This is a genomic window from Phocaeicola acetigenes (assembly GCF_027529745.1).
Taxonomy (GTDB): domain Bacteria; phylum Bacteroidota; class Bacteroidia; order Bacteroidales; family Bacteroidaceae; genus Phocaeicola; species Phocaeicola acetigenes.
On the sequence record NZ_JAPZVM010000001.1, the window covers coordinates 74,628 to 90,814 of the forward strand.

General features: G+C 43.5%; 9 protein-coding genes. 8 read left to right on the top strand and 1 reads right to left on the bottom strand.

Annotated elements, in window-relative coordinates; all coding sequences use genetic code 11:
* The first annotated feature begins 23 nt into the window (after positions 1–23).
* Genes mgtA through tilS form a run of 3 tightly spaced genes read left to right on the top strand, consistent with a single transcriptional unit; the run spans position 24 to position 5,030 of the window.
* Entirely contained in the window at positions 24–2,675 is a 2,652-nt protein-coding gene (gene mgtA, locus O6P32_RS00320) for a magnesium-translocating P-type ATPase (protein WP_269876619.1), read from the top strand.
* A 3-nt stretch (positions 2,676–2,678) separates the two neighbouring features.
* Positions 2,679–3,728: a hypothetical protein gene (locus O6P32_RS00325; protein ID WP_269876242.1), complete on the top strand. Its 1,050-nt coding sequence runs from the start codon at positions 2,679–2,681 to the stop codon at positions 3,726–3,728.
* An 18-nt stretch (positions 3,729–3,746) separates the two neighbouring features.
* Positions 3,747–5,030 (top strand): tRNA lysidine(34) synthetase TilS, encoded by a 1,284-nt coding sequence (tilS, locus tag O6P32_RS00330; protein ID WP_269876243.1) that lies wholly within the window; start codon positions 3,747–3,749, stop codon positions 5,028–5,030.
* 253 nt (positions 5,031–5,283) lie between these two features.
* On the opposite strand, the gene O6P32_RS00335 is transcribed toward tilS, so the two are convergent.
* On the bottom strand, positions 5,284–6,426 hold the full coding sequence (locus O6P32_RS00335) for an iron-containing alcohol dehydrogenase (RefSeq protein ID WP_269876244.1): 1,143 nt from the start codon (positions 6,424–6,426) through the stop codon (positions 5,284–5,286).
* Positions 6,427–7,042: 616 nt separating this feature from the next.
* Here O6P32_RS00335 and O6P32_RS00340 point away from each other — a divergent pair.
* From O6P32_RS00340 to O6P32_RS00360, 5 genes are all read left to right on the top strand, one after another.
* Positions 7,043–9,046 carry a type I restriction-modification system subunit M gene (locus O6P32_RS00340; RefSeq protein WP_269876245.1) on the top strand — a complete coding sequence of 668 codons (2,004 nt, stop codon included), beginning with the start codon at positions 7,043–7,045 and terminating at the stop codon, positions 9,044–9,046.
* A 29-nt stretch (positions 9,047–9,075) separates the two neighbouring features.
* Positions 9,076–10,098, top strand: coding sequence for a virulence RhuM family protein (locus tag O6P32_RS00345; RefSeq protein ID WP_269876246.1), 1,023 nt, complete (start codon positions 9,076–9,078; stop codon positions 10,096–10,098).
* Positions 10,099–10,110: 12 nt separating this feature from the next.
* Positions 10,111–10,995, top strand: a complete 885-nt coding sequence (fic, locus tag O6P32_RS00350; protein ID WP_269876247.1) for a protein adenylyltransferase Fic — start codon at positions 10,111–10,113, stop codon at positions 10,993–10,995.
* A 5-nt stretch (positions 10,996–11,000) separates the two neighbouring features.
* A complete protein-coding gene (locus tag O6P32_RS00355; RefSeq protein WP_269876248.1) occupies positions 11,001–12,335 on the top strand; it encodes a restriction endonuclease subunit S in 1,335 nt (444 codons plus the stop codon).
* Between the two features lie 94 nt (positions 12,336–12,429).
* Positions 12,430–16,167 (top strand): type I restriction endonuclease subunit R, encoded by a 3,738-nt coding sequence (locus O6P32_RS00360; protein ID WP_269876249.1) that lies wholly within the window; start codon positions 12,430–12,432, stop codon positions 16,165–16,167.
* The last annotated feature ends 20 nt before the right edge of the window (positions 16,168–16,187 follow it).

Sequence of the window (16,187 nt, forward strand, 5' to 3'; positions counted from 1 at the left end):
AATACTAACTTGTAAACCAAAGTATCATGTGGAAGAAAAAGAAACGTACCTCTCAATTTGCTTTTAATGCAGAGAAAGTATTTTTGGCAGCAGCACAACCACTCGAATCCGTATTCAGTTATTTTCAGACCACCCGTTCCGGTCTTGACTTGCAGGAAGTAGAGAGCCGTCAGTCTTTGTATGGTAAGAATGAAGTAGAGCATGAAAAGAAGAAAAACCCCATATCGTCGTTCGTCAAGGCGTTCATCAATCCCTTTATAGGTGTACTTACCGCTTTGGTTGTCATTTCGTTTGTACTGGATGTGTTACTTGCCGAACCTGGAGAGCAAGACTGGACAGCCATTGTCATTATTTCCAGCATGGTGATATTCAGTGCCATTCTCCGTTTTCGTCAGGAATGGAAAGCCAACATGTCGAGCGAGGCTTTGCTGAAGATGGTAACCAACACTTGCTATGTAAAGCGTGTGGGTTGTCACGACGAGGAAATCAGCATCGCAGAACTGGTACCGGGCGACATTGTCATGATTGCAGCAGGCGATATGATTCCCGCAGATATCCGCATCATCGAGGCCAAAGACCTTTTCGTCAGTCAGTCTTCCCTCACAGGAGAGTCGGACCCCATAGAGAAATGTCCGGAACAGAAAGACCACAAGTACAGCAAGGGAAGTGTCGTCGAACTGGACAATATCTGCTATATGGGTTCTAACGTAGTCAGCGGGTCGGCCACCGGAATTGTTTTTGCTACCGGAAATCATACCTATCTGGGTACTATTGCAAAGAGCATTGCCGGACACCGTGCCGCTACAGCTTTCGACAAGGGTATCAGCAAAGTCAGCTTCCTGCTCATCCGTTTTATGCTTGTCATGATTCCCTTTGTATTTCTGGTAAACGGATTGACCAAAGGCGACTGGCTCGAAGCATTCATCTTCGCAGTTTCTGTGGCAGTCGGTCTGACCCCCGAAATGCTCCCAATGATTGTTACCGCCAATCTGTCGAAAGGCGCAGTGGCCATGTCGAAGAAAAAGACGATTGTAAAAGACCTGAATGCAATACAGAACTTCGGAGCCATGAATATCCTCTGCACCGACAAAACCGGTACATTGACCTGCGACCAGATTGTATTGGAAAAATACATCAATGCAGACGGAAGCAGCGATAACGACAAGCGTATACTGCGCCATGCCTATTTCAACAGTTTCTTTCAGACCGGACTGAAGAATCTGATGGATAAGGCCATCCTGTCGCACGTAAAGGAATTGTCTCTTGAGCATCTGAAAGACAATTACAGGAAAGTAGACGAAATACCTTTCGACTTTACACGCCGCCGCATGTCGGTCGTGGTGGAAGACAACCAGGGAAAACGCCAGATTATTACCAAGGGAGCGGTAGAAGAGATGCTTGAAATCTGTTCGCATGCCGAGTTCGACGGAAAGGTACAGGCTTTTACTCCGTCCCTGAAAAGCAAGGCAAAGGAGATAAGCGAACAAATGAATAAGCAAGGCATGAGAGTCATCGCCGTGGCGCACAAAAGTTATCTTGACAAAGACTGCTGCTTTGAAGTGAAAGACGAGAGCGATATGGTACTGATTGGCTATCTGGCTTTTCTCGATCCTCCCAAGCAGTCAGCTGCAAGTGCCATCAAGCAATTGCATGAACATGGCATCGAAGTAAAGATTCTTTCCGGCGATAATGATGCAGTAGTACGTACGATTGCCCGCCAGGTAGGTATTGATACCCGCCATGCGGTGACCGGTATGGAACTGGCTGCAATGAGTGAGGAAGAACAGCAGAAAGCGGTACGCGAATCGAATGTCTTCTCCAAACTGACTCCTATCCAGAAGACCCAGATTATTACCTTGCTTCAGGAACAGCAGAATACAGTCGGTTTCCTGGGCGACGGTATCAATGATGCCGCAGCTCTTCGTCAGTCGGATATCGGAATCTCTGTCGATTCTGCAGTCGATATCGCAAAAGAAAGTGCCGATATCATTCTGCTGGAAAAAGACCTGATGGTACTGGAAGACGGAGTACTGGAAGGACGGAAGACCTTTGGAAACATCACCAAATACATCAAGATGACGGCAAGCTCCAATTTCGGAAACATGTTCAGTGTGATGGCTGCCAGTGCATTCCTGCCTTTCTTGCCCATGCTGCCCATTCACCTGCTTATCCAGAATCTGTTGTATGACGTGTCGCAAACCACCATTCCCTTCGACCGTATGGATGCGGAATATTTGCGGAAACCCCGCAAGTGGGATGCCTCGGACTTGAGCCGTTTCATGATTTTCGTGGGCCCCATCAGTTCCATTTTCGATATTGTGACCTATCTGGTGATGTGGTATGTCTTCAGCTGCAATTCGCTGGAACATCAGACTCTGTTCCAGTCCGGATGGTTCATCGAAGGACTGTTGTCGCAGACACTGATTGTGCACATGATCCGTACGCGTAAGATACCGTTCATCCAGAGTTGCGCTTCCTGGCAGGTCACCGGTCTTACCTTCCTTATCATGGCCATTGGTATTCTGATACCTTTTACTCCTTTCGGCACCTCTATCGGGTTGCAGCCACTGCCTTTGGAGTATTTCCCGTGGCTGGCAGGTATCCTGCTTTCTTATTGCGTACTGACACAACTTGTAAAGAACTGGTATATCAAACGATTTGTAAAATGGCTTTAAATCATGCAGATAAAGAAACAGATTATGCTTGGGGTGATGATGGTGGTTGCGACGGGCAACCACCGCCTCGAAGCGCAGGAATTCGGACTGACTTATACTACCGAACTGCAGACCGATTTTCGTAAAGGAAGCAACTGGGTAAATTTGTTGCGGAGCGATTTCTCTTTTCCGATAACCCGGCAGATGGAACTGAAAGCCGCTACAATCAGCGTGGCACGGACAAGAGAGGAGCGTCTGGCAGACGATTTGCAGACTTTTTCGAATATAGAGGAAGAAAACATTCCGCTTGCACTGGCTGTATGTGGGGCAGAGTGGCATACCGGAAAATCAACGTTCTTTGTAGGAATACGTAATTTGAATGAAGACTACTTCGCCTCTCCCTGTACCTCTTTGTTTACAAACAGCTCCTGCGGTATCTTCCCAACCTTGTCGGCCAATTATCCTATTGCCAACTATCCGTTGGCATCGGTAGGCATAGACTACAAGCTGACGCTGGAACATTGGGAGGTGGAAACTTCGCTCTACAACGGTACCGGTTACCGCATGTGGGCCGGAAGAGAAAATGTATTCCGTGTGTGTCCGGCTACAGACGGAATACTCAGTGTGACATCAATAAACTATCGGAAAAATGGCAGCAACTATTATATGGGGTTTGCTTTACGCAGCGGCCTGCCTGTGGGCGATGAGAATGGAAACAAAACACAGGCATCGGCACCGGAAACGCAAAGACAACTGAACACCGTAATCTGGACGTATGCAGAGCAGCGTCTTTCTTCCCGTGTGTATGCACTGTGTCAGTATTCCTTCAATCCTACAGAAAAAAACGGATGCCGCAGCTATGCAGGTGCCGGACTGGTCTGGCACTGCGGAAAGACAGAAGGAGGTGCATTTGCCGATTATGCCGATTTTTCTTCCGAACACGAATGGGCTGCCGAACTGACCTGGAAAGTTCCCTGCCTGAAACACGGATACCTGCAGCCCACTTTGCATCTTATCAGAAATAGTCATGAAAGCAAGGTGATTGGTTTGCTCCGGTTGGGATATTTCATTTAAAATTTATAAGTTTGTATCATGTTTATCCGTAAAATCAGTCAGTATATAGAAGACAGGCAACTGTTTTTCCCCGGAGCGAAAATCTTGGTTGCCTTGAGTGGGGGAGCAGACTCTGTAGCCTTGCTGCGTGTGCTGCTTCAGTTGGGATATTCCTGTGCAGCTGCCCATTGTAATTTTCATTTGCGCGGAGCCGAGTCGGACCGCGATGAGGCTTTTGTGCGTGGTCTGTGCCAGAAGTTCGGTGTACCCTTGTCTGTTATTCATTTCGACACGCAGGCTTATGCCGCACAGAAAGGGCTGTCCATTGAGATGGCTGCCAGAGAGCTCCGTTACGAATGGTTCGAGAATACAAGAAAGGAAATACATGCCGATTTCATCGCTGTGGCCCATCATCGTGACGACAGTGTGGAAACCTTCCTGCTCAATCTGATTCGTGGAACCGGCATTGCCGGACTGACCGGTATTGCTGCAGTCAACGGAAAGATTATACGTCCGCTGCTTGGTGCCGGACGAAGTGAGATTCTCGATTATCTGGCAGAGCTGGGGCAGGACTATGTGACAGACAGTACCAATCTGGAGGATGCCTATACGCGAAACAAGTTGCGCTTGAATATACTCCCGCTGCTGCGCGAAATCAATCCCTCTGTCGACGAGTCGATAATGGAAACCGCACACCGTCTGGCCGATGTGGAAACGGTATATAGAAAATCTGTGCTCGAATCGTGTAAACGGGTGATGGAAAATGAAAACAGTATCAGCATACCCCGTCTGCTGGAAGAACCTTCTCCTCAGGCAGTGTTGTTCGAACTCCTGTACCCGCTGGGCTTCAATGCCGCTCAGCAAAAAGATGTCTACCGAAGTCTTTCTGCCGAGTCCGGACGTCTTTTCTATTCCAAAACGCACCGTTTGCTGAAAGACCGCAATAACCTGCTGATTCAGAAACTGGAGAACCGTACAGCCTGTATGACTCTTCATCAGAAAGTAGTCGATTTGGCTACGGCAAAAACTTTGCTGCACCACAAAAATGTAGCTTGTCTGGACAGGAGCAAAGTACATGGTCCGCTGGTGCTCCGAAAATGGCAGGCAGGCGACCGTTTCATTCCTTTTGGCATGAAGGGATTCAAGCGGGTACGCGACTATCTGTGCGACCGGAAATTCTCTCTCTATCAGAAAGAAGAACAATACGTAGTCTGTGCTGGAGAAGACATCGTGTGGCTGGTCAATGAACGGACAGACAACCGCTATCGTGTGACTGATGCAACTACCGCCGTACTTGTCTTGTCGGTAGAACCTTCGGAATAAAGAGAGCGGTATATCATACTTGTATTTTTTTATAATCGACGTCGTCGGATGTACAAATGGCGTCGTTGGTCCGTTGTTCAGCGCCGTTGGCTTTATAGCCGACGACGTCGGATACAGTCTGTGATTCGTAACGGCGGGCAATGGTTTTACAGATAAACCCAGCCATGATACAAAACCTTGATAAACAGAAAAAGAGTTCTTATGGAAGAAATCTTCTACCGTAAGAACTCTTTTCTATTGTCGTCAATGGAAATTAGAGTACGCGAGTCAAAATAGCTTTGGCTGTAGCTCCGTCTACCAAACCGTCTTCGCCGAAGTGTACACCTCGTTCGTTGAAACGTTTTTCAATTTCGTCAATCACATCCATACCGATACCTTCTTCGCTCAGGCGGGTAGTCAGACCCAAAGAACGGAAGAACTCTTCAGTCTTGCGTATGGTTTCGTCGATACGTCTGTCGTGTGTACCCGATGATACGCCAAAAATACGTTCACCCAGCTGCATGATCTTTGCACCTTTTTCCTTGCGCAGCACATCCATTGTACCCGGCATTACAATAGCCAGTGTATGTCCGTGAGTCAGTCCACAGAGCGCAGTCAGTTCATGACCAATCATGTGTGTAGACCAGTCCTGACTTACTCCCATCGCGATGAAACCGTTCAGCCCCATTGTAGCTGCCATCATAAAGTCGGCCATCAGCTGATAGTCGTGCTGGTTTTCGCGGATTTTCGGTGCAATCTCTACCAAAGTCTGCAGAATACCTTCTGCCCAGCGGTCCATGATGCGCGATTCTCCGGTCTTAGTCAGATACTGTTCCAATACATGTACGAACGTATCCGAAATACCACATGCTACCTGATGTGCCGGCAATGAGAAGGTTACTTCAGGATCGAGAATAGAGAATACCGGATAGTTGGCATAGAAAGCATATTTTTCTTTGGTTTCATGGCAAGAAATAACCGCTCCGTTGTTCATTTCAGAACCGGTAGCAGGCAATGTCAGTACGGTACCCAAAGGAACAGTATCGTGTGCCTGACCTTTCTTAACCAAATCCCATGCATCGCCTTCGTAAAGCAGACCGGCCGAAATCAACTTGGTACCGTCTATCACCGAACCACCACCTACGGCCAGCAGAAAGTCCACTTTTTCCTGCTTACCCAGTTCGATAGCTTTACGCAGCGTTTCGATAGCCGGATTGGGTTCAATTCCCCAGAATTCCACAGTCTGGTGCTGGCTCAAAGCCTGCTTCACCTGGTCGTATACACCGTTCTTTTTTACACTTCCTCCTCCGAAAGTAATCATTACTTTTTTATCGGCTGGTATTTCTTGGCTCAGTTGGGCAATCATGCCTTTTCCCATTATCAGTTTAGTGGGATTCTGAAAACTAAAATTATTCATAGATTATTGTTCGTTTTAAAATAGCATACACAAAGGTAATAAAAAGAACCGATACAGCCAATGGGAAATGTCTTTCATCTATGGCTTGCAGTTATTGCCGTGAATTTATGCGAATGAAAAATGCAGATTTGATGCAAAAATCAGGTGAATTGGGAGGAAATATGCTTGTTCTTCACATTGCAAGATGAAGGGAAAGTCTGTACGTGTAAAAACGGCATGTCTGTTTATCAGTGAGTTATGGTGAAAGATGAAAGATGTGAAGCGTGTTTTGTATAATATTTCTGTAAATGCACTAAAAACGCCACCTTTAAAGGTGACACACTTTGCACACTTGCTGCAACATAGCATAAATATCCTTCACATCTTTCACCGGCCTTTTAACCGACAGATAGACAGGGGAATATGGGTGAAAGATAGACGCAAAATCAATCTTTCACCATCTTTCATCTTTCACCCGGGAAAAATGTGTTTCTGCCTGCGGGTTGATAAGTTTTTAAATGAATTTAAAAAGAATAGAATACAATCCGATATAGCCAGATTTGAAAAACTTTGTTTTTCGTTTGTCTCTCCTCTTACCTTTCCGTATCTTTACATAAGAAATAATAAATATTAGTTTATGAGCGGAGAAGACTTACAGAGACAAACCTCTATCAATATACAGGAAAAAGCAAACCTCATTTGGGCTATTGCCGATAAGTTAGTAGGCTTATACAAACCTCACGAATACGGAAAGGTGATTCTTCCAATGTGCGTAATCAAGCGTTTCGAAGATACTCTTGCACCTACAAAGGATGCTGTAATCAAGATGAATGAAGAACTTGATGCCAAAGGCATAGCCGTAAAGAAAGGTTTCCTTGAAGCAGCAGCCAGGCAGAAGTTCTACAACACCAGCAAGTTTACTTTCGATATATTGCTTGCCGATGCGGATAACATCAAAGACAACTTTGAGAATTACCTCAATCATTTCTCGGAGAATGTGATTGATATCATCAACCGCATGGACTTCTACAATGAAATCAAGAAGATGGACGACAATAACCGTCTTTATCTCGTCATCAAGGAGTTCTGTTCGGCTAAAGCTTATCTGGGAGCCGATGTCGTTTCGGCTGTAGATATGGGGTATATCTTTGAAGAACTGGTCAGAAAGTTCTCCGAATCGTATAACGACCAGGCTGGAGCGCACTTTACCGCACGCGACATCATCTACCTGATGAGCGAGTTGCTCGTGGGCGACAATGAGCAGGAAATGGAGGATGAGGGTATAGTGGCATCCATATACGATATGGCAATGGGAACCAGCCAGATGCTGGCCTGCCTTGACGAACGGTTCCGTAAGATAGATCCTGAAGCAGAAATTACATGCTACGGTCAGGAACTTAATCCGCAGACATACGGTATTGCCAAGGCCGATATGCTTATCAAAGGCGGTAATGCCGACAATATGCGTCTGGGTGATACGCTTGGCGATGACCAGTTCAAGGGGTATCAGTTCGACTATATCATTTCTAATCCTCCTTTCGGTATCGACTGGGAAGCATCCGAAAAACGTGTGAAAGCTGAAAATGAGTTGGGCGAAGCAGGACGTTTTGCTCCGGGACTGCCGGCAAAGGGCGACGGACAGATGTTGTTCATGCTCAATGGGGTGGCCAAACTGAAGGAAGACGGACGTATGGCCATTATCCAGAACGGTTCTCCTTTGTTTAAAGGTGATGCAGGAAGCGGTGAAAGCGAAATACGAGGCTATCTGCTCGAACACGACTGGCTGGAGGCCATTATCCAATTGCCTAACGATTTGTTTTATAATACCGGTATCGCTACCTATATATGGGTAGTGAGCAAGAACAAATCGGAAGAACGTACAGGAAAGGTTCAGCTTATCGACGCAAGCAAGTGTTTTGAAAAATTGCGCAAGCCGCTTGGCAACAAGCGCGTGGAAATTACCACAGTATGCCGCGAACTGATTATGCAGGCTTATCACGATTTTACCGACTGGGAGTATACGTCTGAAGTTAATCCGGAACTGAAAGTGGAAAGCAAGGTGAAAGATGTAGAGGACTTCAAGTTTACAAAACTTATCATCAACCGTCCTTTGCGTTTAGAGTATAAGGACATTCATTTCAACGAAGATACTGCTGCCAATTATAAGGAAGCGGATAGGGCTTTATTGAAAGAGGTTGCTACATATTGGGAAAATAATATGCCTTGTCATGTTGTCTTCACCGACATTGATTTCTTCCTTGAGTTGAAGAAAGCCAAGATAAAAGTTCCTCAGGGAAAGGTCGCTCTATTGAGAAACTATTTCGGTAAGCGTAATCCCGATACGATGGAGGCATACGTAAAACCTGTTGACAGGGAAAGCGGATTTGCACCCGACCCAGAACTGAAGGACAGCGAGATTATTCCGTGGAAAGAGGATATTGCGGAATATCTCGACAAGAACGTCCGTCCGTATGCTCCCGACTTCTGGTACAACGAATCGGAAAGCAAGATTGGTTATGAAATACCTCTCACCCGCGAGTTCTATAAATACACTCCGCTTACACCAAGTGCTGTAATATTTGATGAACTGAAAAAGTTGGAAGAAAAAGAATCGGAACTGATGTCCAAGATATTAGGGTAAGCAGATATAAATCCGCATGATAATAGACCATGAGCGAACAGCAAAACAACGGAAATATAATCCTCTACCAGACAGAGGATGGCAAATCAAATATAGAAGTAACTCTATGCAATGATACGGTTTGGCTTACTGCCGACCAGATGGCAGAGCTGTTCCAGCGAAACAAATCTACCATTTCCCGACATATAAAGAATGTATTCGAGGACGGAGAGTTACAGGCAAATAAGGTTGTTGCATTTTTTGCAACAACCACTCAGCATGGTGCCATCAAAGGGAAAAACCAGACTCATCAGGTGGCATACTATAACCTTGACATGATAATCAGCGTAGGTTATCGTGTCAAGTCACACCGTGGAGTACAGTTCAGAATATGGGCCACAAATATCCTTCGTGAATATCTTGTAAAAGGATTTGCCATGAACGATGAATTGCTGAAAAGAGCCGGCGGAGGAAACTATTTCGACGAACTGTTAAGCCGTATCCGCGACATCCGTTCCTCGGAAAAGGTATTCTACCGCAAGATACTTGAGATATACGCCTTAAGCATTGATTATGATCCGCGTACAGAAGCTACCATGCAGTTTTTCAAGACAGTACAGAACAAAATGCATTTCTCTGTACATGGTCATACGGCAGCTGAAATCATTTACGAACGTGCAGACGCTGAAAAAGATTTTATGGGACTTACTTCATGGACAGGAGCATTGCCCAAACGTACTGATGCAGAAATAGCAAAGAACTATCTTTCTTCAGATGAATTGGATACACTCAACAGAATAGTCAGTCTGTATTTGGATTTTGCGGAACTTCAAGCCAAATCGCATAAGCCAATGTACATGAAAGACTGGATTCAGAAATTGGATGATTTCTTGAAACTTTCGGGAAAAGAACTGTTAAGCCATGCCGGAAAGATTTCTGCCGAACTTGCAAAGCAGAAAGCGGATACGGAGTACGACAAGTTCAAGGAAAGGACAGTTTACAACCTTTCACCTGTAGAAATTCATTTTCTTGAAAACTTTGAAAAGGAGCAGAAGAAGCTTAAAGGCAGATAAAAGATTTATATTATGACCAAGATAAACAAAATATCCATACGTTTCTTTGACGACAGAGAAGTACGTGCCATTTGGGATGACGAGAATTCCAAATGGTGGTTTTCTGTACTCGATATTGTTGGCGTTCTAAATGCTCAGGATGATTATACCAAGAACAGAAACTACTGGAAGTATCTGAAAAACAAGCTGAAGAAAGAGAATAATGAGTTGGTTAGTGTCACTAACCAACTGAAACTAATGGCTTCGGACGGAAAGCATTATATGACAGATGTCCTTGATAACACAGGAGTCCTTGCTCTCGCAGCATGTTTCCCTAATACTAAAGCAGCACGGTTTGTGGAATGGTTTACCAACAGCGATGAAACCATAGACGGACGAAGTAAATCGAAAGCATACGCTCTGTTTGAAAGCAGTCTGATTGACAGCATAGAAGTAGGAACTATAAAAGGTTTGCAGCAGATTCATGCCTATTTGTTTGGCGGACTATACAACTTTGCCGGACAGATACGCACGGTAAACATAGCCAAAGGAGGATTCCAGTTTGCAATGGTTCAATATCTTCAAGCTACATTGGAACAGATAGAACGTATGCCCGAAACCAGTTTCGATGAGATAATAGACAAGTATGTGGAGATGAACATAGCCCACCCTTTCCGTGAAGGCAACGGGCGTGCCACACGTATTTGGCTTGACCTGATGCTGAAGAAAAATCTTAAAGTCTGTGTGGACTGGAGTAATGTAAACAAGAAATCTTACCTTGATGCAATGACTCACAGTGTGGCTAATGCTGATGAACTGAAAGCACTTCTGCGTCCTGCACTTACCGACAAGATTAATGACCGTGAAACCTTTATGAAAGGTATTGATTACTCATATTATTACGAACAGGAAGATTGAGGATTATGGAAAATAGATACGATAAATATAAAGATAGTGGGATTGCTTGGATTGGGGAGATTCCGGAGCATTGGGAGGTTATTAAGATAAAACAACTACTAAAAAACAATTCTTTAAAAGTAGGTCCTTTTGGCAGCCAATTGTCTGGTTCTGATATCTTGTCAGATGGTAAGTATTGGATTTATAATCAAAGAACTGTATTAGACAATAATTTTAGTTCCTGTAATTCATTTATAACACACGAAAAATATAATGATTTAATAGGATTTAAAGTAAATGCGGGTGATATTTTATTAACAACAAGAGGAACAATAGGAAAAATTAGCAGGGTTCCTACTACCTTTAATGAAGGAGTTATCCATCCATGTATTATACGTTTTAATATTAACGAGAGTATTTTAAAATACGACATCTTAAAATATATTTTTAATGATTCTGATTTAGTAATTAATCAAGTTAAGTACAATAGTAACTCTACAACAATAGACGTTATTTATAGTGACACCTTGAAAAATATTATATTAACATGTATTCCTAAAGAAGAGCAGCAATCCATCGCCACCTACCTTGACCAAAAATGTAGCGAAATAGACGAACTGATAACTTTGCAAGAGGAAATGATAACCAAACTGCAAAGCTACAAGCAATCTGTCATTACCGAAGCTGTAACCAAAGGTTTGGATAAAAATATTCCTCTAAAAGATAGCGGTATTGAATGGATTGGGGAGATTCCGGAGCATTGGGAAATAAGAACTCTAAAAACGATGCTTTCAGGTATACAAGATGGAACTCATGGTACATTTAAAAATGTAATATCAGATTATTTACTATTAAGTGCTAAAAATATAACAGATAACGGACTTCAATTTTCTGATATAGAAAGAACTATTTCAGAAAATGATTATAAAACTATAATATCAAATGGTTATCCTCAAAAAGGAGACATTTTACTATGTTGTGTTGGAACAATAGGCAGATGCTGTATATATAATTACGATAGAATTTATGCCTTTCAAAGGAGTGTATCTTTTTTAAGGACAAATAAAAATACATCTAATCGTTTCTTGTTATATTTATTAAGAAGTCAGATTTGTACAACACAATTCCTAATGTCAGCAAGAACAAGTGCACAAAGTGGAATTTATTTAAGTACATTATCTAGTCTTATTATAATAACTCCACCTCTCCCCGAGCAACAATCCATCGCCGATTACCTCGACCAGAAATGCAGCGAGATAGACGCACTAATCTCCATCAAGCAACAAAAGATAGAGAAACTGAAAGACTACAAGAAATCATTGATTTTCGAGTGCGTAACCGGAAAAAGAAAAGTAAGCTAATCTCAAAGTGCCAAAGAAAAGGAGTCAAAGAGCCAAAATGGCACTTTGGATGGCACTTTGAACTGAAAATATAAGATTAAAGATAGATAGAACCATGAATACCACAGAATTAAAGGAAAAGAACTTTGAAGCCGATATAGAACGATACCTTATCACAGAGGGAGGCTATATCAAAGGCAATCAGGATACATACGACAAGGACAGGGCTATTGATATGCCTGTGCTTATCTCCTTTATAGAAAAGACACAACCTAAGCAGTGGAAACGATATGTAACCAAGTATGGCGACAAGGCTGAGAAACAGCTGTACCGCGTGTTTCAGGATGATGTGTCGCGCTACGGACTGATTTATGTGCTGCGCAAGGGTATAAGCGATGTGGGTATTAATATCAAGTTCTGCTATTTTGCTCCGGCTTCGTTGCTGAATGATGAACTGGTGGCAAATTACGAGGCGAACATTCTCACAGTGACACGCCAGTTTGCTTATTCCAAGCTGAACAAGAATACCATCGATATGGTGCTCTCGCTGAACGGTATTCCGGTGGTGGCACTCGAACTGAAAAACCAGATTACGGGTCAGAATGTGGAGGACTCCAAACGTCAGTGGTGCACGGACAGAGACCCGAAAGAACCGCTGTTTCATTTCAACAACCGTATCCTTGCATATTTTGGAGTTGACTTGTATGAAGTGGCTCTTACTACCGAACTGAAGCGGGAAAAGACTTTCTTTATCCCTTTCAATCAGGGCTCAAACGGAGCAGGTGAAGTGGGAGGTGCAGGAAATCCGGAACGTGAGGACGGAGGATATGTCACTGCCTATCTGTGGGAAAAGGTGCTGCAAAGAGATATGCTGCTTTCCATCCTTCAGCGTTATATCTCGCGCCAGGAGGAGGAAAAATTGAAGATTATCATAGACAAACATGGCAGGGAGAAAGAGATTACGGAAACTTCGGTGAAGATTATTTTCCCTCGTTATCATCAGTTGGATGTGGTGGAAAAGTTGGTGGCTGATACTTATTTTTCAAATGTATCGCAAATGCGTAGCGGTGAAGAAGAAGCAGGGTATGGTATAGCTGCAAATGAAGCACCCAAATACTATTCTCTGAAGCAACCGCATGGAAATAATTACCTTATCCAGCACTCGGCCGGTTCGGGAAAATCGAACTCTATCGCATGGCTCACTTATCGCCTTGCAGGACTCCAGAATGCGGAGATGAAGAATATGTTCAACAGTGTGTTTGTCATTACCGACAGACGTGTATTGAACAAGCAGCTTCAGAGCACAATCCTCGGATTCGACCATATAGACGGGCAGATAGAAACCATTACCGATGCTGACAATTCGGAGAAACTGGCAAGAATCATCAACGATGATAATACAAGGATTGTGATCACTACGCTACACCGCTTTCCGGTTATCTATAAGGAACTGACAAGCCGCAGCGGCAAGAGATATGCCATCATAGTAGATGAGGCTCATTCTTCACAGTCGGGCAAAAGTGCGGAGAAACTGAAAGCTGCACTTGCCGATACGGATGAGGCTTTGCGCGAATATGCGGAAATAGAAGAGATTGAGGCCGAAGAACTGGAAAAGAAGAAGGATGCCCTGATGGAGGATTTGTTGGCTCAGGGACAGCACAACAATCTGTATTTCTATGCTTTTACGGCAACTCCAAAGCCCAAGACGCTGCAGACTTTCGGCGAGCTGGCTGAGGAAGGAGAAAATCCGGAAGACAACAAATATGTGGCTTATCATAACTATTCCATGCTGCAGGCTATAGAGGAGGGATTCATTAAGGATGTGCTGAAATATTATACCACGTACGACACTACTTACGAGATAGCAAAGCGTATCGAGGCTGATCCTTCGTACGAGGAAACTCCTGCTACACGTGCCATAAAGGCTTTTCATGATAATCATCAGCATGTGATAGCGCAGAAAACGGCTATCATTGTGGAGAAATTCAGAGAGGTGACACTGAACGCCATGCTTGGAAAGGCAAAAGCGATGGTGGTATGTTCCTCTCGTGCTCATGCGGTACGTTATTTTCTGGAAATCAAGAAGTATTGTCAGGAAAACAACATTACAGATGTAAAACCAATGGTGGCTTTCTCCGGTACGGTATCGTATGAGGGAGTGGAATATACCGAGACGAAGTTGAACTCTACTGACGGACGGAATATTTCGGAAGCTAAGTTGCCGCTGTATTTTGCATCAGACTTATATAATATGCTGGTGGTTGCCGACAAGTATCAGACGGGATTCGATGAACCTCTGCTGCATACCATGTTTGTGGACAAGAAGCTGAAAAATGTAAAAGCGGTACAGACTCTTTCGCGTCTGAACAGATGGCAGAAAGACAAGAAAGATACATATGTACTCGATTTCTGCAATAAGCCGGAGGACATTAAGAAATCGTTCGAACCGTTCTATAAAGGAACCGAGCTGATAAAGCCTGTGGATGTGAATTATGTCTATACTTTCAGAAAAGATATACAGATGTTTCAGCTTTGGACAGAAGGTGACGAACAGAAATTCTTTGATCTGTTGCAGAATATAAACAAGCAGAAAGATCGTCTGGGAGCTTTGTCGAATGCGTTCAAAGGAACTATAGACAGGTACGGGGCATTGGATGAGGAGAAACAGTTTGAGGTAAGATCGAAGATCAAGAACTTTGTCCGTTTCTACTCTTACATGGCTCAGATAGCAAGAACATACGACAAGGAACTGTACAAAGCATACGTATATGCTGACTATCTGTATAGACTGTTGCCTAAAAACGCCAAGGAAAGAATCGATTTGAACAAGCAGATTATGCTGGTAAACTCCAGAATATCGGAAGGAGAAACAGTATCTATTCGTTTGGGTGACGACAATAAACCGATAAAAGGTGAAAATCCAAAAGCAGGAAAGCCGAAGAACGACAATGAGGATTTGTTGAGCCGTATTATTGACAAAGTGAATGTGATGTATCAGGGACAGTTCTCTGAGGCAGACCGTGTTATCGTGGAATCTATTTACGACAAGATGGTCACTACTGCCAAAAAGAAACTGACCAAACAGGCGAACAATACCGACGAAAAACAGTTTGAGGAAAGTATCTTCCCCCAGATATTCGATGAAGTGGCAAGGGGCTGCTATGTGGAACAAATGGATTCTTTTGCTAAGTTGTTTGAGAACAGTGATTTTTACCGTAATGTCATGACTCAGATGGCAAAGGTGATGTATGAAAACTACAAGAAAAAGGAAGACGAAATTCCGTTTATACCGGAACTGTTCAAGCAGAAGTTGCTGTCAGATGTAGAAGGAGAGTTTGCCGAACTGAAGCAGTTCCTTCCTGACTTCAATTCTGCAGCATCGTGCTTTATTGATGTGTTGAAAGTTCAAACCACATCTTCTATAGATGGAGCTAATGAACTGTTACTTGATTCGTTCAACAGGCTTTACTGTCTGGAAGGAATGAAGCTGGTTGACAAAAGAAGGCATTTCAATACCATTGTGACAAAATATGAGGTATTCCTGAAGAAAGTGTATTACTTGCTGAACGGCAAGGAAATGGTGAATGACAAGGATGAAAACAGTATGCCTACATTTATTAATTGTATTTTGTCGCTCAGTTGTCTGAGAGGTTTGAAAAACAATACGGATGAAAGGTATCATAAGTTCTATGATTATCTGGAACTGGTGAAGCAATGGAGAAACAGCGAGTCGCACAATGCTCCTGATGCTTCGTTGCAGGAACTTAATTCTGCCATTCACATAGTTTCCACAATGTATCTTTGGGTTGTTTTTCAGAATATGAAAAGCCTGAATTTTGCTATAGGCAAATAGCATTTGGTATTAAAATGGTT